The organism is Paenibacillus tyrphae (assembly GCF_000722545.1).
Lineage (GTDB): Bacteria > Bacillota > Bacilli > Paenibacillales > NBRC-103111 > Paenibacillus_G > Paenibacillus_G tyrfis.
Genome location: NZ_JNVM01000013.1, coordinates 87,440 through 106,981 on the forward strand (window position 1 = coordinate 87,440; position 19,542 = coordinate 106,981).

The window sequence follows — 19,542 nt, forward strand, 5'->3', positions numbered from 1 at the left end:
TCGGGTTCATAGGCTAACTATTCAAATGATTTCAATACCACAGATCCGTGGTTTGGATGTCCTGCAGCGCGGCCAAAAACGGTTTTTCGTTATCCACATACAGCTCAGTATCGAGATAGTACAGCTTTTTATCGTCCAGACATTGCTTGATGTAATCCTCGTTCACGATGCTCTTGTCCTTGACATTGGCTGCAAACGCTTGAAGCTTGGGCAGTGCGGTTTGACGATAGTCCAGCCACGAATGGTGAAACCCGACCGGTTCCTCCAGGCAGTAGATGTCCTGATACAGCCCTTCGGCAATGCCCTTCTTCCTTAGATAATCCGCCGAGAAAGGCATGCTTCTGAAAAAGCGTCCAGTCATCGCAAAGACGCGATAGCTCCAATGAGGAGCGCCGTGATTGGAGCGGCAGAATAGATTCAGAAAAAAGACGGAATAGTGCATTTTGACGGTAATGACTTGACGTCTTTTCACCTCCGAGACAATCCGGTCCGCCATGCGGCTGTCGATAATCTCGTCAAAGTCAGCCAAAATGATCACATCGTCATCCTCGACCCGCTCCCGCAAGATGTCAGCGCACCGGCTTCTTTGGTACGCTTCGTTATGAAATGCGCTGTTGTAGCTGAGCAAGCGCCAATACCAGCGGTCAAAGTTCGCCGCTTGGCACGTATCCGGGTTGAAGTACAATTGGTGCCGTTCCGGCTTGCGAAACGCGTTGTCGGCATGAAGCGAATGGTAAACCACCTTCGGACCGAGATATGCCGGATCGAAGTTTTGGGGCTTGTCCGCATAGCTGAATGTCTTGTTGGCCTCGATCACGTGAAGCTCGTCGACCCAACGGGCATCTTCTTTCAGTTTGATTTCCGCGACCCGGTTTTCGTTGAAAAACGGGCAAAATTCATAAATTTTCATGATCGGAAACTCCCTTCTCCTGTCGTTGTGAGCGTATTGACCTCGATACCATGGCGCAAATGTTCGGCGAACCGGCGAACCAGCCCGACAATCGTTTGTTCTTCGTAGTGCAGCGTGCTGTAATAGCAGGTCAAGCTCAGCCTATCCCGCTTCAAGCAAGCCGTCATGTTTAACCAATAAGCGGAAGGGTTGTCCGGCGCGCTGGTATTTCCGTACGGAAGGGACAACGGCTCGTAGAAATCGTCGGCCTGCCATGTCGTTTCCTCCGATTGGTAGTGGAACAGCATGCGGCTTTCATCGATAAGCGGCTCCGCCTCCGGATGAAGCTCCGGAACGATATGCCGCAAAGCAAAATAGTCCATGCCTTCCATAGGAATTGCGTGCAGCGTCCGCTTGACATGCTCCAGCAGCGCCTCGGTATCGCCCGTAAGCTCCTGCTTCCCGATGCGGATTCGTACGGGATACGCCCCGGCAAAAAATCCGATCGTGCGGTATATCGCAATGTTCGGCAAAAAGGATTCGCGCTGGTAGGACATCAGATGCAGTAGCAGGTCCGGCTGCTTTTTCAAGTCGAAGCAAGCCTGAGACAATGCCGTTAACAGGACGCCGAGCGGGGTGGTCTGCCGCTGTGCCGCCAAAGTTTTCAGCAGGCCGACCTGCTCCTCGCCTTCCAGCAAATCATAGGTGATCGTCGCCATGTGGCGGTGAACCGGTAATTTCTGCGCTTCCCAGTCGACCTGCAAAGACTGGCCGCCTCCGACAACGTCCCTCCAATAGGCTGCCGCCTCGGTCGAAATACCCCCGGCTGCGTATTGCGTCAGCGCCAGGCACCAATCGCGGTAGCTGCTCCCCGCTTCGCCGTCGAGCTCTTCATCAGCCTCCGTGAAGAGAAGCTGTCTGAAATCATCCAAAAAGATGTTCATCGACATCCCGTCAAAAATCAGATGATGGACCAAAAGCAGCAGCACCTGCCCGCTTCCGCCGTCATAATGGTCAAACAATACGGCTTTCCACAAAGGACCGGTCCCGATATCAAATTCATGCTGAAGCTTCGAGCAGTAGTCCGAGATGAAGGCATCATGGGATGCCGCGGTCTCCCGCAAATCCACGTAGGCAAATGCCCGGTCGTAATCGATGGCCCGCTCATATTGGTACCATTCTCCGCGATCAAGCCGGGCAAAGGTTAGCCGTAGCGCCGCATGCCGATCGACCAGAAGCCGCAGCGCACGGTTCATCTCTTGCTTCGTGATCCGCTGCTTGAGCAAAGCCAGATAAGGCACGTTGAACATGTTGCGGTTCTTCAAGTCGCGGTTGAAAAACCGTCTCTGCACCGCCGACAGCGGAAATCCGTCATTTGGATACGACTGTTGTCCCGAAGCCGAGGCCATTCCCGTATCCGGGCGGGCCGCCATAGCCGAAGCCGCATCCGACGCCGAAAGCGTTCCGCTCAAGGAGCGGGCCAAGCGTTCGATCGTTTGCTCCCGAAAAATTTGGTTGACCGTCACCGGATAGCCGTTCTTTTGCAGCAGGCTGACGATGCGCAGCGCATGGAGCGAATGGCCCCCCAACGCATGAAAATCTTCATCCTTGCGGATGTGATCGAGCTTCAGCACATTGCGCCAGATCTGCTCCATCAGCTGCTCCAGCCCGGTTGCGGCACCGGGTTCGGACGTCTGTCCTGTACGACGCGCTTCCGGCAGAGGCAGTCTCGCCCGGTCGATTTTCCCGTTTACCGTTAACGGAAACGACTCCAGCCGAACATACCGGAAAGGAAGCATGTACGAAGGCAGGCCGTCGGCCATAAAGGCTCGAAGCCGTTCTTCCGGAATGTCCTGTTCATCCATCTCCGATGTATAATAAGCGATCAACCGCAACTCCCCATGGAGCTCGCGGGCGATGACGAGGCACTGCTTGACGGCGGGATAACAGCCAAGACGGTGCTCGATCTCTCCCGGTTCGATTCGGAAGCCGCGAAGCTTCAACTGGCCATCGCTCCGCCCGATATATTCGATGTTGCCGTCCGGAAGCCATCTCCCGAGATCGCCTGTCCGGTACAGCACCAAATTTCTTCCTTTTGCGCGATCCTCGGCAGAAGCGTACGGATTCGGAACAAACGCTTTCCGCGTCAGCTCCCCCTGCTTCCAATAGCCGCGCGCGACGCCGTCTCCTCCCACGTAGATTTCTCCGACGGCTCCGACAGGCTGGACACGGCCCCTTTTGTCCAAAATGTAGCAGGTCGTATTGCTGATTGGCTTGCCGATGGGGATGTCGCGTTCAAAGGGCCGCTCGATCGGATAGCTCGTCGAAAAAGTGGTGTTCTCCGTCGGACCGTAGGCGTTGAGAATGGTAAGCGACGGATACGCCAGCCGCAGACGATTGATCGGCTTCGGCGATAACGCTTCTCCGCCTACGAGCAGCCAACGAAGTCCGGCGAACATCGTTTCGTTCTCCTGGGTCCACTGATTGCACAATCCGGCAGTGAGCCATACCGCGTTAACGCCCCACGCTTTCATCCGCTGCTCCAGCAGTCGGACGTTCATCAGATCGTCTTTGGAAACGACGAACAGTCGACCTCCGTTCAGCAGCGTGCCCCAAATTTCAAACGTGGAAGCGTCAAATATGGGCGATCCGGTATAAAGCAGCTTGATGTCCGGTGAAAACGGGAAATAGTTCGTATGCTTCACCAGACGGACGATGCTGCGGTGCTCGACCATCACGCCTTTCGGCTTGCCCGTCGAGCCGGACGTATACATCAGATAAGCAAGATCGCAGGCGGCCGCCGGACCGTCCCCTTCTTTTTCCAGCCCCGCAAATGTAATGGTGTCGAAATCATCGGCGCAGATCAGCTTTAAGCTCACACCCTGACATGCTTCCGCCAGACTGTCCGCGCCGCTGCGCGAGGTAATGATCGTGTCCAGTCCAGCGTCCCGGATCATGTCGCGCGTGCGTTCCGCCGGGAAATCGGGATCGATCGGCACATAGGCGCAGCCCGCCTTCAAGATACCCAGGATGGAAACGATAAATTCGAGCGAGCGCGGCAGACAGACGCCGATGAGCTTCCCGTGAACCGGCGCATCCTCCGCCAGCATGCTTGCCACATGCCGGGACAGTCGGTCGAGCCGATCGTAAGTCACAACCCGGTCGTATGCGATCACCGCCGGTTGGGAAGGCCGGAGCCGGACCTGTTCCCCGAACAGCTCGGGAACCGAGCTCTCCCTTGGGTACTCCGTGAACGTACGGTTCCAATCGTAGACGATTCGATCGTAGTCGTCCGTGGTCATTAAACTCATATCTCCGACAGCGCTATCCGGATGCTCCACCGCAAAATGCAAAGCATGACGCAAATGCTCCGTCAACCGGCGAACCGTTTCTTGTTCCAATCGGTCGGCATCGTAAATCAACTTGATGACGATCCCGTCTCCGTCGCTCGCGATGGTGATCGTCATCGGATAATTCGTTTTCTCGCGTTCCTCCATCGCCGACATGTTCAGTCCGTTTGCCGGCTGACGGTAGTCGTTCAAATAATTTTCGAAAGCGACGATGCTATGGAACAAAGTATGGCCTTGCACGGAGCTCCAGCCCTTCAATTCGTTCAAGCTGACGCAGCAGTAATCGTTCAGCTTTTGAATCGTGCGATGAAGCTCCTTCACATAGTCTGTAACCGTCTGCTCCATATTCCAATGCATGACCAAAGGAAGCGTATTAATTAGCAAGCCGGTAATACGATCCGCTTTGGGAAGGTCGGAGCCACGGCCGGACACGACCATGCCGAATACGGTTATATCCGCATCATGAAGCACTTGCAGCACTTTTCCCCAAGCGAACTGCACCAACGTATTGAGCGATATTTGCGTTTGCTGCACAAACGCCGTCATGCGCCCGGTAAAGCCCGAATCCAGTTGCAGCGTCTCGGTCTGCTGCCTGCGGATCGGTCGGTGCGCATCGAAGCGCATGCCGCTTTTCTCCATCGGCAGCGGGGTCGGTTCGGTAACGTCAGCCAAACTAGCCTTCCAGAAGGTTTCGGCCTCCGTCCGGTCCTTCACCATCAGCCACCGCATGTAAGATTCGAAAGGAAGCGACGGATTGCGGTGAGGCGCTATGCCCTGCAAGCTGCATTCATAAAGGTCGTGAACCCGATTGAGCAGCAGCGGCAGGCTCCATCCGTCCAGCAAAATATGGTGGTAGCTCCAAACTACCGTCCATTCCTCCGGACCGCCGCGGATCAGTGCCAGGCGGTACGCGGGCCGTCGCAGATCGAAGCGGCGGTCGCGGTCCAGTGTCATCCACCGTTCGAAATCCTCTTGCCGCCAATCCGCAGGTTGTGCGGCGATATCCACCACAGACCAATCCGGTTCCGCTGCTTGAATGACGCACTGCACCGGCTCGTCCAGCGCTTCCCAGACGAAGCACGTCCGCAAACATTCGTTTTCGGCAACGACACGCTGCCACGCTTCGCGATAACGGGTGACATCGAGCCTGCCTTCGTATTTCCAGCTTGTCTGCACGAAATACTGGTCGGAGGAAGGATGATCCAAATAATGGAACAAAAGTCCTTTCTGCAGCGGACTAAGCGGCATAATTTTATCCAAACCGTCTTGCGCATGGTACGTATTTACGATCCGGTCCAGTGAAAGCTGATCAAGCAAAACCAGCGGAAAATCGCTCGGCGTAAACGCTTCGCTCTCTTTCCCCTCGCAGTGCTCGATGATGGAAAGCAGATAAGAGATGAAAGATTCCATCACCCCGGCAATCGTCGCTTCCTCGTAATGACGTCTGCTGTATTTCATGAACAGATACAGCTGGCCCTGAACGATGGAGCAGTTAAGCTCCAACAGACTTGTTCCGTGGTTCCGCGGCGAACTATAATCCTGCGCGGCATCGCGCGTGAAGCCTAACCATTCGTTCGCTTCCCCGCCTTCGGCCTGATCGAACTGGCCCAAATAATTGAACAGTGCCTCCGGCTCGGAAGCCGTCAAGGCCGTTCGAATCGCCTCGTCCGGATGGCAGTACCGCAGAGCCCCGTAGGTGATGCCCCGCTCAGGAATGCGGCGCAGCTGCTCCTTGACGGATTTGATCGTTTCTCCTAAAGAAGTCTCAGCCGACAAACGGATGCACACGGGAAACATCGACGTGAACCAGCCGATCGTTCGGGTCAGATTCATGTCGGATACGGAGTGCTCCCGTCCATGACCCTCCAGCCGGAAGGCGACCGTCCCCTGTCCGGTCCAGGCGGACAACATCAGCGACCAGGCGGTAAGCAGCAGATCGTTGATCTGCGTATGGTAAGCGTGAGCGCACCGGTGCAGCAGCCGCTGCGTATCGCTTGGCGGCAGCGTTGCAACAAGCTCCGCGGATTCGACACTGCTTCGGTTATCCGCACCATAGTCCACCGGTAATTGGAATGCGCCGGAACGGGTCAGCACGTCGCTCCAGTAGCTGACTTGATCGCGTAGGTCCTCTTTTTGGGCATAGTCCGTGATCGCAGCCTGCCATTGTTTGAACGGGCTTGGAACCGAGGGCAGCTCGGCGCCGTGATACAACTGATACAGCTCATGAAGCAAAATTCTCCAGGAAACCCCGTCGATGACCAGATGATGAACGGTAAGGAACAGACGAAGTTTACCGTCAGGGTGGCCTTCGATCAACCCGGCACGAAGCATCGTTCCCGTCTCGTAGTTCAGTTGGCCGTGCCACTTCGCGCAGACGGCGGCAATTTCCGGATCGGGGCGCTCCGTCTCCCGAATGGCGTGGGAAGCAAGCCGTACGACGGCTTCCGTTCGGTAGCGCTGCACATACGTATGCTCGCGCCTTACGAATTGCGCCACCAGCTCCGGATGCAGCCGGACTAGCCGATTGACGGCATCCTCCAGCCTCGCAGGGTCGCAATGGTTGAGCAGCAGCATATGCGACTGATTGAAATAGTTCGGCTCTTCGAACCGCTGCTCGAAAAACCAATGCTGAATCGGCGTCAGCCCGAATTCGCCCGCCAAATCGACGGCCTGCTCCTTTTGCTTCCCGCCGTCCACCCAAGCGGCCACGGCCGCCAAATCCTTCACGGTCGGATGCTCCGCCACTTGTCGGGGAGTCACGACAATCCCGTGATCCCTAGCCATGGATACCGTCTGAATGGCGAGGATGGAATCTCCCCCAACGGCATAGAAATGATCGTTGACCCCGATATTTTGCCGTTTAAGCAGGTGCCGCCAAATGTGAAGCAGCCGCGTTTCCATTTCATCTTCGCCCGCTTCCGGCGCCTTTTCGGAAGTGTGCTCCCACACCGCATTCGGATGAGGAAGCGCCGACCGGTCCACTTTGCCGTTTGTATTCAAAGGAAACGCTTCCAGTCGGCAAAAATAAGACGGAATCATGTAGGACGGTAACACGGAGGTCAGGTGCTGCGCCAATTCGGCCTCTTCCAGCTCTTTGGAGGAGGTATAGTAAGCCGCCAGCTTCTGATAATGCCCGTCGTGCCACGCCCGGACCAAGCATTGACGGATGCCCGGATACTGCCGAAGCCGCTGCTCGATTTCCCCCAGCTCGATACGGTAGCCTCTAATCTTGACCTGATCGTCACTGCGGCCGATGAATAGTAATTCCCCGCCCGGCGTCCATTTGACGATATCCCCGGTTTTATATAACCTCTCGAGTTGTGGAGTATGCCCGTCCCCCATCACAAGTTCTTGGTGAACGAAGCGTTCCTTGGTCAGCTCTTCGCGGTTCAGGTAGCCTCTGGCCAGCCCGACGCCGCCCACCCACAGCTCGCCGGGAACGCCGACCGGAACCGGTTGGCCGAACGGATTCAGGACAAACAGCCGCTTGTTATAGACGGGCCCGCCGATCGTCACTTGTTTCCCCGGACGGCAGCGCCCTACGGAACAAATAATCGTCACTTCCGTCGGACCGTAAGCGTTCAGGAATACCCGCTCTTTTCCCCAATCCTTCACGATATCCGGCGTGCAAGCCTCTCCGCCTGACACGATCGTCCGCAAATCGGGTAAATCACGCTGTTTCATCGTTTTTAAAACGGATGGTGGCAGCATAGCGATATGAATATTTTTTTGTTCGAGCACGTCCGAAATATCGGCATACGGAGGCAGTTCCTCGTCCGACAGGACAACGAGCGTTCCACCGACTGTTAGCGTTCCGATCCATTCATAAACCGACGCGTCGAAGCTGATGGAAGCGAACTGCAGCACTCGCGTATCCGGAGTTAGGCCAAACTTGTCGATAAGATAAGGAATCAGCGCAACAAGTCCGGCGTGTTCGATGAGCGCGCCCTTCGGGTTTCCGGTGGAGCCGGACGTATAGATGACGTATGCCAGATCGCCGGGCTTGACCTCGACGTTCAAATTGTCAGCGGAATCGCAGGGCTTCGCAAGCCAGTCGTCGATACAAATAACCGAGTGCTCCTTCATACCGGCTTGAGCAATCACCGATTTCAGCTTGGCGGCCAATGGGCTCGTTGTCACAATGATTTGGGCTTGAGCGTCCTCCAAAATAAACCGAATGCGTTCCTCCGGATACTGGGGATCAATCGGAAGGTAAGCCCCTCCCGTCTTCATCACGCCCAGCATGGCCGGGAGCACATCCGCGCTTCGCTCCATCATGATGGGAATCAGCATGCCTCGCGGCAGATCGCCCTGCCCGTTCCTCCGATACGCGTCCACAAGGATGCGGGCAATTCGATTCGCCCGGCGGTTTAATTCGAAGTAAGTCAGCTTCTGCTGACGAAACTCCAAGGCGACCGCTTCCGGCGTCCTGGCCGCCTGTTCCTCTACCCATTGATGAACGGTTTTATGCGGGGGGTACGCCCTGTCCGTATCGTTCCATCGGAGGAATTGCTTCCCTTCGCTTGCGGTCAGGAACGGGTGGAAAAGTACGGGCTTCTCCGGGCCATTCAATGCGTTGGTCAGCAGCACCCGAAAATGTCCCGCGAGCCGGGAGATCTGCGTTTTGCTGAAGCGTTTGCCGTCATACTGAACCGCACATTCGAGTTCGTCGAGACGATAACGATAATGAAGTGCAATCTCCGGCCGGTCCATGCCGCGCCGAACGTTTTTCGTATGGACGTCAGGGAGCAGACTGCTTCCGCGCGCTTCCAAGATGCCGACATTAAAATAGTCCCCGTGCCCCGGTACAGAAGGACTCCCTTCGGCTTGCTGCGCTAACGTTTCGCTCCAAGAACCGCCGTCTGTTTTCCGATCATCCCCTTGCGTTTTGACCCTGCGTACCAAATCAAGAAGACCGTCTTCTTGCCGAATGTTGACGAGCAGCGGATAGTGCTGAAGGCTTATGCCTTCGTCTTCATCCGGCATGACGGAATACAAAACGGGCACCTCGTATTGATTGGCATAATGCGATAGCAGGACAGACCATACCGCCGTTAGAAAAGAAGGCACGCAAAGCTGATGCCGGCGGACAAATTCCGTCATTGCTTTGAATTGTCGGCTCCCCAAACGGATCTTATGGAAAACGTAATCGCCCCTGAGTTCACCCTGGCCCCTGTTATTCGAAAACAGCGGCAAGCCGTATCGGCTGCCGTCCAAGGCATCACGGAGGGTTGTTTCGTTAGCAAGTGTCATCGGTTACTTACTCTCCTCTCTACTTATTCTGAACAATCTCCCCTCGTGCTATTATAAAGAGGGCATTTCAAAGAAGTTTTGTACTATTCTAATATAGTCCAATCCATTCATTAATTTCCATCATTAATTATTGTTGTGCGATTTTGGACTTTAATCCTTTAATTTTCCAAGCTGCCTGCCAACGTTGCACCCTGAGTGTCAACGGCACTCGGGACAGCCGAAAGCTCCTGCCAATGAAGCAGAAAATCCGTCCCTTAATCAAGGAACGGATTTTCTGCTTTTGACATTTCAAGTATCGAGATTATCCATGAAATGACTTTTTTAAACAAGAACCTGATCTTTTCCAACCTTTTGTTCAACAATTTTTTCGACGATATACTGAATGACTTTTGCATTTTCCTCAACAAAGCCCGGGGCGAGCACCTGTTGATGGTCCCCGATCACCTCATATTCCGTATACCTGCTCGGTGCAGCCTGCTTCCACAATAATGCATCACTGTCTGCCATTCGCCCTGCAATTAAACCATCTGCAACCAGCCCGTGGATGTTAGCCCGGACGGTCCCCGTATTAACCAGCTCATTACCGTAATCCATGTATGCATACATTTTCTTCTTTGCTTTATCCTTCGTAACCGGAGCATTGAAAACTTCATTAAACGGTTCGGGAAGTATATCCAGAATATGATCGATGTGATCCCACATTTCCTGTCCAGTCTGCTTTCTCATCCGAGTGATCCTCTTGGAGTCTACCATCACGATATCCTTCACTCCAATAGGTTCAACTCCAAGCACGTCACGCCAAATACTTGCCAATTGCCGTTCCATTGGCGTTCGGGCCGACACATACTCCCCTCCGCTCTTCATCTCCCCTTCCGGTTCAGGCAGCGCGCTGCGATCGATCTTTCCATTCACCGTGATTAATGTTCACAAGATACTTAATGGTAATTTTACACAAAATTCACTTAAATATTTGTGTTTATTTACAGTTACCCAAACTCCTATTTCATTCATCTACGTCCCCTTCATGTAAAAATAAAAAAACAATCTTGAGAGCTCAAGATTGTCGGGTTTAGGTTAGGTATGGCATCTATTTCAGCCCTTTCGCTTCCCGGCAGGAAGTCGGAAGGGCATGGTTTGTGAATATTATTGCGGGTTGGTCGTCCAGATCCCGGCATTTTTGATGAAAACACGTGCCGGCAGCTTCAAGGTGGCGAGCACAAGTTCAGCTATGTCCTCCGGCTGCATCATCCGGTCTTCGTCGCCGATTTTGAGACCGGCGTTCGCTGCGAGTTCGGTGTTGACCGTGCTGGGCGTAAGCGCCGTTACGCGAATGTTGGACTTGCGCACCTCCTGCATCAGCGCCTCCGTAAAACCCAGCACCGCATGCTTGGACGCACAATAAGCGGACCCTGTCGCGAAGCCCCGCTCTCCTGCCGTAGACGAGATGTTGATGATGCTGCCGCTTGCTTGCGCCAGCAGCGTCGGCAGCGCAGCGCGAGTGACATAGTAAGTGCCCATCAGGTTCGTTTGAATGATGCTCTCCCACAACTCGGGTTCCATTTCGGCGACCGTGCCGAACTGGGCGATCCCTGCATTATTGATTAAGATATCAAGCGAACCGAGGCTGCTGATGAGCGATCCGACCGCTTGCTCGGCCGCTCCTCTTTTGGCAATGTCTGCGGCTGCGGTATATACTTTCACGCCATATGCGCTTTCCAGCTCCGTGCGAAGCGATTCCAGATCGGACGAGGTTCTGGCCGTCAGACCGAGATGGACTCCTTCCTTGGCAAGCTGCACGGCAATCGCTTTGCCGATCCCTTTTCCCGCTCCGGTGATAATCGCCGTTCTATTTTTCAAATCCATGATAACCTCTCCTCATTAATATAATAACTGACTACTTCGTCATGATCCCCAGTTTTTCCTTTAAGCATGCAGAGTGATTATGGCCTCAATCCTGCTACGAACTTTTTATGACGATGCCCATACACTAAATCATCGATACATCATCATAACGGAGGATAACCATGTATGTGCTTTCACGGTAGCTTCGGCGGTTTTTGGCACGGAGGCATTGGAATCCCGTTTGAATTAAGGAATCTTCAGCAACCATCCATACCTTACGTTAGAGCAGCTCACCACATTTACTCGGAGAAGCACATGGCACCTCAATTTTACAATGGTTTTCATCACAATGCTGCAGTAGCGCAAACCCCACCGGTTCCAGCGCGGGGAATGAAGGTGGATCGAAACAATACCGCTTTAGTGATCACAGATCCGCAAAATGACTTTTTAAGTCCAAACGGTGCAGCATGGTATTTAGTGAAAGACAGCGTGGCTGAAAATCGTACGATCGAGAACATTGAATTATTATTTAAAACAGCAAAGGAAAATAAGTTTAAAGTGTTTGTGTCGCCCCATTGGTATTATCCCTATGACCAAAAATGGAGGTTTGGGGGAGTTTTGGAACATTTGATGCACGATCTCAAGATGTATCAACGAAAAAGTCCATTATCACTTGAAGGCTTTACAGGTTCCGGTGCCGACTTTTTGGATAGGTATAAGCCCTATATTGAAGATGGTCAAACCGTCATCTGCAGTCCGCATAAAATTTTCGGACCCGAAGCCAACGACTTGGTGTTGCAGTTGCGAAAACAGTGCATTTCCCGCGTCATTCTTGCAGGAATGTCCGGGAACCTGTGCGTTGAATCTCATATGCGCGAACTCATGGAGCAAGGATTTGAAGTGGCCGTAGTTCACGATGCCACAGCTTCCGCAAAAATGAACGACTTGGATGGGGATAAAGCCGCAAAAACAAATTTTCGAATGATCGCTAGTGCTTCATGGTCTACTAATGAGACTATAAATAAAATGAGATCCTCTCATAGAATAAGCCCGTACCGTTAAGGTACGGACCTGTACACGATAACGTTCACGCTCAGCTCCCGGCTATACGCTGCTGGCTAGCAGGCGCTTCAGCTCGTCATCGATAAACCGACTGTCATCGGGATTCAATCCGCGACCTGCAAAATGGCCCCAGATCGACCGGATCGGACGGAGCGCCGCATTGCGCATCCGCAACGTCTCATACGCGCTATCCTCCGGGGTAAAGTACAAATCGGTGGTTGCCGGCATGACAACCGTCCTCGCCTTAATGCTGCGCAGCGCCTGCTCGAAGTCGCCCTTGTACGTTGGATTCGCACTAATGTCGGCATGCTGTCCCGTCCAGAGCATCGAGAGCAAATTATAGGGGTCCGATCCGGCAAAATTGCGGTCCCAGAAGCCGCTGAGAAACGCATCCAACGAGTCATAGCCAAGTTGTTGGTACCCCTCTTCCCGGTAAAACGCCTGCGAAAATCCCCAGCCGGCGTAGACGCGGCCTACCGCGCGAAGCGCTTTTTCAACCGTCTGCCGATCGTGGCCGCTCCGCCATCCAGCGTCCGCCTCCAGCGGCGCCTTGACTCCTTCAAAGAACACAAACGTATGGGGCCAAGTTTTGGCCGTTCCGGCAAACGGCGCAATCCTCTCCACCATATCCGGGTAGCTCGCTGCCCATTGAAACGTCTGCATTGCCCCAAACGACCAGCCCGTCACCAGAGCGAGCTTGCTTATTCCGAACCGCTGGGTGACCAGCCGATGCTGCAAGCGGACATTGTCCATAATCGTCACCTGCGGGAAATTCCCCCGATCCCAAGGCGCCGGAGTGTTGCTGGGCGATGAGGATAAACCGTTGCCAAGCAAATTCGGAACGATAATAAAATAATGCTGCGGATCGAGCGCCTTGCCCTCGCCTAGCAGCCATTCATTTTGAACATGCGTGTCTCCGAACGCTGTCGGATACAAGATGGCATTGCTTTTGTCGGCCCGCAGCGTTCCATAGGTTTTATAGGCCAAAAAGGTGCCCGGCAAAATCGCTCCGGATTGCAATTCCACATCGCCCAGCTCCATGACTTCGTACCCCATATTCAAAAAACTCCCTCCAATTTTTAAAATATTGAAAGAAGCTTACTGCGCGCGGTAGCTCTTGACTTCACTGTAAACCAGAGATAAGCTCAAGTAAATTAAATGCTCCTAACGCTTAGCTTCAAAATTATTGAAGATTGGAGGGATAGGATGGAGCTGCGCCAGCTCATCACTTTTCGCACGGTGGCCTCTACGCTCAATTTCAGTCGGGCCGCAGCGGCATTGAACTACGTGCCGTCCAACGTGACGATGCAAATGCAGGCTTTGGAAGCGGAGCTCGGCGTCCGATTGTTCGACCGCCTGGGCAAACAGCTGATCCTAACCGATGCGGGAACGCGTTTTTTATCCTATGTCGAGCAAATGCTCAATACGCTGGATGAAGCGCGCACCAACGTATGCGACAGTGGCCGGCTGACGGGTACCGTAACGGTCAGCGCCAACGAAATCCTGTGCGCTTACCGGCTGCCGGCCGTATTTCGCCGGTTCCGCGAACATTATCCCGGTATCCGGCTCATTTTCCGCCCTTTTTCGAATGATGAATTGAAACAAAGCTTATACGACGGGAAAGCCGACGTTGTCTTTTTCTTGGATGAACCGGTTCGCTCGACAGGATTGTGCACGGAATCGCTGCTTCAAGAGCCTTTCCGCCTTCTTGTGGCCCCGAATCATCCGCTCCTGCAGTGGAAAGAACTTCTTCCGGAGCATTTTCAGGGGGAGCTGTTCTTGCTTAACGAGAAAGGATGCACTTATCGCACGCTGTTCGAACGTTCCCTTGCCATGGACGGCATCGACAGCAGCATACATCTCGAATTCAGCAGCGCCGAGGCGATCAAGCAATGCGCGATGGCCGGCATCGGCATCGCCTTTCTGCCTGAAATCGCAGCCGCAACCGAGCTGGAACGGGGCGAATTGATCGCCCTTCCGTGGGCGATGCCGGATTTGCGGGTCGCTACGCAAATGCTTTGGCACAAAGAGAAATGGCTCTCGCCGGCCATTGAGGCTTTTTTGGAAACCGCTAGGACGACCTTAAGGCCTTAATTCTTCGGCATCGGAGCCCGTGGCGCAGCAATCGCAGAAGGCGCGGGCGGTACATATGCGATGAAAACGAAAGTGTCGTAGAGCGCGGTATTTTTGGAATCGGCCGTTCCTTTTGTCCATTGGATGAAATCGTCCCGTCCATTTTGAAGATCCGCGTCATTGACGGCGACGTTGAAGCCGATCATTCCGCCGGGCGCAGGCTTCAGGTCTTTGACATAGGCCGACGGGATTTTAAACTCATAGACGGTTCTGCCCGCTCCCTCGTCCCGAACCGCCTGGAACGGGATTTGGCCGCTCACGTCGCCACTGGGGTTGGGCGGCATGGCGCTAAAGATGTTGACGAGCAGCCCGCCGTTGTCTGTCAATGCGAATCCCCATTCCATGTCATCGGGCCCGTAAGGAGACTCGCGGTTGTTCAGCGGATCCAGGCTGATCTGAACGGAATCGTTCTTCCACATATTCGCCGCGTTTTCCGACTGCTTGTGGATGTCGTCCCGCACGGATACCGCGACATAGAGCCCGTCGGCCGCCCACTTGGCGTAAGCCGTCGCTTCGAGATTCGCCGGATCGTGATAGCCGCTCGAATGCTGAGCCTTATAGCGAAGGTGGATCGGGAATGCATCCTGCCAATCGTTCAGCACCCCGTCGACGGTCACGTTCCCTGCCTGCTGAATCAGATTGAAATCCAAAGGCATCAGCGGATCATGGAAAATCTCCTCGTTCTTCACGGTCTCTTCGACCCGGACATCGACCGGATACTCGTTGAACGGAAGCGGCGTATGATAGGTCCATCGGAAATCCAGTTGAACACGCTGCCCTTTCTGCAACGCGGCGAACGTATCTGAGGCGACGGGCGCCAGCGCTGCGCCGTCCGGTCCCTTGACGGTCACCTTACCCGTCTTGGGCAGCGAAGAGCTGCCTGTCAGTTCGACCGACAGCACATCCAATTGTTCCACCGTCTGCTTCACCGGCATAAGCCTGACGTCGATCCCGTCTTCAACGGTCAACTGCACCTTCTTCGTATCGAACACCTTTCCTTGATAGATCAGCTCGAAACGGATGTCGTAGCGGCCCTTCGGCGTATGGTCCGGAACGCGGATCGCATAAGCCTGCTCCAACGAACTTTGCGCCGGCACCGTCACGACGGCTTCGGACGGATCGGCTTGGACGGCCTCCCAGCCTGCCGGCACCTTGAGCCGCACCGTTACCTGCTCGGGCGTCGCCATGCCGTTGATCAGGGACAGATTCATCGCAGAGGCATAGCCTGCTTCGCCTGTCGCCTGCGACGGCACGACGTTTGCCAGCACGCCGACGAACTTGGTCCCTTCCGCGTCCACAATCGCCGCCACAGCCGGGGCAAATTCCCGGGCCAGCACGTTGTAAGCGTAGCTTGCGGCATAGCTGCCCCGCGCATACGCTGCTTCGGCCAGCCTGCCGTAGCGATTCAACCGCAGCACGGCAGCGGTCGAGATCGGCATGACGCTGTAATCGCCTTTCTTGGCGTTGAACGCCGCGGTCACGCCCTGCACGGCCTGGGCGTAATCCAGGCTGCCCGCACCAGAGCCGCCATGCGCGTAAGCTAGCGCCACCGAGGCGCTCTCCGCCATGTTGTAGAGCGCCTCCAGCGCGACGTAGCCAGGGGTCTGCTGCGCATAGCCGGCCTTGATCTGGCCGGCTATGTGCGCCATAAGGGCATAGACGGCCTCGATACCTTGCTCCAGACCGGCCGCCGGACTTTCGCTTCGCAGAGCCGCCTCCAGCTGCGAGGCGATGCGGCTGAGCTCAGCGGCATCGGCGTCGAGCGCGGCATCCTGGCCCGGCTTCCTCGCCGCATCCAGCTTGCCTGCGGCCGTCTTCTGCTTGGCGCGCAGCAGTTTGTTCGCCGACTCGAACACGAAGCCCGCCGGGACCCCGGTGACGTACACTGGCGAACCCGATACGTCAAGCTGGATGCTGCTGCCGGCCCCCGTCACGGGAACGTCTGCGCCGTTGACATCCCGGATATGCACTCCCGCCGGACCGAAAGGCAGCGTTACCGTACCGACGGGAGGCTTGAGCGCCGGGTCGTCTTGGTGATCCGCCATTTTCCAGGAAACGAGGACGGGCTCGTTCTTGTTCAGGAAGATGTGGACAGCAACGTCCGGGTCCCCCGTATCCCAAGTTCCGATGTACCTGGCCTGATCCAGCGTCGTCATCAGTTGGTTGGCGGCGGCGTAAGCCAGCTTCGGCCTGCCGTCATTGTCCGTCAGCCCCCAGAAAATGTCATAATACCGGTCATCCGTGCCGTCGTTTTTATAATTGTAATACTCGTAAGCTTTCACCTGATCGGTAATCATATAGTTCAGGAAAGCGCGCACGACATAGTCCCGCTGCGCCTCCTCCGGAACGGAAGGATAACCCGCGCTGGCGGTCGGCCAGCCCCCTTCGGTCAAATAATAGTCCTTCCATCCGCCGTAAGCGTTCACAAGATCCTTCACGCCTTCGATGATATTTTGCAAATGACCGTCCGGCATCGAATTGTATACGTACGGATGATACGAATAGGCATCCGCGTAATCGAAGGAGCCCGCCTCCAGCTCTTTGGGCAGCACGCTGCGTACGCTGGACGTATGATCGCCTGCAAGCAGCATCGCATTCGGATCCGCCTTTTTCATATTCAGATAGGCGATCTTCTGCAGCTGGACGAATTCGCCCGGCACGTAAGGCTTTGAGAAAATTTCCGGCTCGTTAGGCATCTCCCACTGCCGGATCCGGTCTTTGTACCGGTTGACCGTATGCGCCACGAACTTGCCCATAGCCTGCAGAGAGGCTGTCGTATTGACCGTGCCCTCTTGGTAATTGGCATTCTTGTCGATGCCGAGCACCGTGATTTGATTGAACCCATAACCGGCTAGCTTGTTCAGCAGCGGATCGGTCCGGCTGTAATCGTACGCCGGATTGCCTGTCGCATCCGGCGTATGCTTATCCACATCCTCCCACGAAATGCCCGAGCGGTGATGACGCGCGCCCAGCTTGCGCGCGCCGTCGATGATAGCATCGTTCCAGTTCAGCGCGTAATGCGTGTTCAGCCCGAAGATGCTTTCATCGTCCAGATCGGGTTGTCCGACCGGGGCAGCCCGGCCGACGACAACCAGCCGCATCTTTTTCGATTTGACAGGCTGTGCGGCGCCATCGACCCGGATGGCGGCCGATATCTCGTAAGTGCCCGGCGCGCCGGGTTTCGGCGTGAACGGCACGATCTCCGCATCTTTGGCATAGGCGGCCAAGCTGTACGTTCTCGTTCCCGAAGCAACCGTCGCCTGATCTCCGTCTGCCCGCCGCACCGTATAATCGACCTGTATCTCATGGGCCTGAGCGCCGGCTTCCAAGGCAATCCGAAGGCCCGACGATTGTTCACCCGTATAAATACCGGCATAATTGCCGGAAGGCTGAAGATCGATCACATAAGGCACCGGGCTCGGCGTAATGGAGAAATTGTCGATCATCAGATTGATTCCGCCGACCACATTCCACTGAAAGTAGCCTTTCTTCAGCGCGAGCGGATCGGAATCGTCCCCGCTGGCCGACTCGACCCCGTCAATAAGCAGCTTATGGGTGATACCGCTGATCTGCAGCTCATAATCGTGCCAGTCGCCGAGCAGTGACTGTACATAGTTGGCGATATAATAATTGCCGCCGAGCGTCGTTTTGCGCATCAGAAAATATTTGGCGTTATGGGTCGCCCATTCCAGCGCATTGTTATTGGCATCGTCCGCAGCCCGGTAGCGGAACCGCCACGTATTCTGCACGGCCGTACTCGTCCGCTCGTATTTGGCTTTGAATTTGACCGTGAAATTGTCCGCATTCTGATACATAGGCACATTCAGCTTGGCGCTTCCCGAGCCGTTCAGGTTGAACACCTTGTTGCCGTCCGGCAGCTGAATGACCTTGGTATTGCCGCCTGTTTTCCAGCCTATCGGGACCGCGCCGACCGTCTCGCCCTCGAAATCGTTGACATAGGGCGCGATGGCGCCGACCTGTACCGTAAACGCTCCCGCTGCCGGATAGCGCGCGCTGCCGCCGCTGTCCTGCGCCGTCAAATAATAGCGGAGCTGAGCCCGGTTCGTGCCGGGGATCGTTCCCGTGTAAGGACCGTTCCCGCTTCCCGCCGCCTGCAGCGTTTGTTCGGCCGCGTCGTCCCCGTAGACGTAATGGATCACGGCGCTTGGCGCTGCATCCGTCGTGCCTGTCAGCGTGAAGGATACGGGCAGATCGACATTATAAGGAACCTCTGACGCCGGCGTATGTACGATCGTTAGGACCGCCGGAGGTGCGGCCGGCGTCACCGTCACCCGCTTCACGCTGAGATGGACCGCCGGTCCGACGCTTTTCAGCGCGAAGCCGACTCCCCCTGCGGTCAACGAAGCATCCTCGAACGTCGTGATCAAGCTTCCGTCAATGTAGAGCTTGAACTCGTTTCCCTGCACGTTGATCTGATAACCGTGCGCGTCCGATAGATTGAAGCCGGTGATGACCGCGCCAATATCGATCGACGACCCGACCTGTACGCTCGCCGATGCGTTCGGATATTTCCACAGCTCGACGATCTTGGAGTTCTTGAATTCCAGAAAGTAGTAGCTGGTGCCGGACGAATAACGGAACAGAACCCTGAAGCGGTCCCCTTCCGCCGTAAATCCGAGCTTATAGTCAGTCGACGCATACGGGAGCGCAGACGATTTCACGACCGCCCGCACGGGGGACGTCGTCGCCGTCGAGCCTTCAAGCCGGGTATCCGCGCCCGTCCCGGCCGTGCTCCAAGCCGTGCTGCCGAACAAATCCCAACTGCCCAGCCCGCCCGCAAAACTATCCTCGAACAGCGGTGAAGCGCCGGAAGCGGCGGCCTGTTGGGGCAGCCACGGCATGATTAAACAAGCCAGCAGGATGCATAAGCTCCTCATGAAGTATCTTTTCATCATCAATCACCTCCAAAAGGAATAGTAAGAAAAGCTTCTTGTCGAAGCCCACTCGAAGAAGATACATTCGTGTTTTAGAGGAAGCTTTTCCTGAGCCGGC

At 55.2% G+C, this 19,542-nt stretch carries 8 protein-coding genes; 2 read left to right on the forward strand and 6 right to left on the reverse strand.

Features of this window, described 5'->3' with window-relative positions:
• Positions 1-31: 31 nt before the first annotated feature.
• From ET33_RS17000 to ET33_RS17015, 4 genes are all read right to left on the reverse strand, one after another.
• Positions 32-910, reverse strand: a complete 879-nt coding sequence (locus ET33_RS17000) for a glycosyltransferase family 17 protein (protein WP_036684092.1) — start codon at positions 908-910, stop codon at positions 32-34.
• Entirely contained in the window at positions 907-9,492 is an 8,586-nt protein-coding gene (locus ET33_RS17005) for a non-ribosomal peptide synthetase (protein ID WP_036684095.1), read from the reverse strand. The genes ET33_RS17000 and ET33_RS17005 overlap by 4 nt, the downstream gene beginning before the upstream one ends.
• A 321-nt stretch (positions 9,493-9,813) precedes the next feature.
• A complete protein-coding gene (locus tag ET33_RS17010) occupies positions 9,814-10,335 on the reverse strand; it encodes a hypothetical protein (protein ID WP_144028854.1) in 522 nt (173 codons plus the stop codon).
• Between the two features lie 300 nt (positions 10,336-10,635).
• A complete protein-coding gene (locus ET33_RS17015) occupies positions 10,636-11,355 on the reverse strand; it encodes a 3-ketoacyl-ACP reductase (RefSeq protein ID WP_036684097.1) in 720 nt (239 codons plus the stop codon).
• A 294-nt stretch (positions 11,356-11,649) separates the two neighbouring features.
• Here ET33_RS17015 and ET33_RS17020 point away from each other — a divergent pair, with 294 nt between their 5' ends.
• Positions 11,650-12,396, forward strand: a complete 747-nt coding sequence (locus tag ET33_RS17020; protein ID WP_051775405.1) for a cysteine hydrolase family protein — start codon at positions 11,650-11,652, stop codon at positions 12,394-12,396.
• Positions 12,397-12,438: 42 nt separating this feature from the next.
• Here the strand turns inward: ET33_RS17020 and ET33_RS17025 are convergent, their stop codons facing one another.
• Positions 12,439-13,452 (reverse strand): alpha/beta fold hydrolase, encoded by a 1,014-nt coding sequence (locus ET33_RS17025; protein ID WP_036684099.1) that lies wholly within the window; start codon positions 13,450-13,452, stop codon positions 12,439-12,441.
• A 150-nt stretch (positions 13,453-13,602) separates the two neighbouring features.
• On the opposite strand from ET33_RS17025, the gene ET33_RS17030 reads away from it, so the two are divergent.
• Complete coding sequence (locus ET33_RS17030; protein ID WP_036684101.1) at positions 13,603-14,490, forward strand: LysR family transcriptional regulator; 888 nt, start codon at positions 13,603-13,605, stop codon at positions 14,488-14,490.
• Here the strand turns inward: ET33_RS17030 and ET33_RS17035 are convergent.
• Positions 14,487-19,445 carry a sugar-binding protein gene (locus ET33_RS17035; RefSeq protein WP_036684110.1) on the reverse strand — a complete coding sequence of 1,653 codons (4,959 nt, stop codon included), beginning with the start codon at positions 19,443-19,445 and terminating at the stop codon, positions 14,487-14,489. The two genes, ET33_RS17030 and ET33_RS17035, sit on opposite strands and share 4 nt — an antisense overlap.
• Positions 19,446-19,542: the final 97 nt, after the last annotated feature.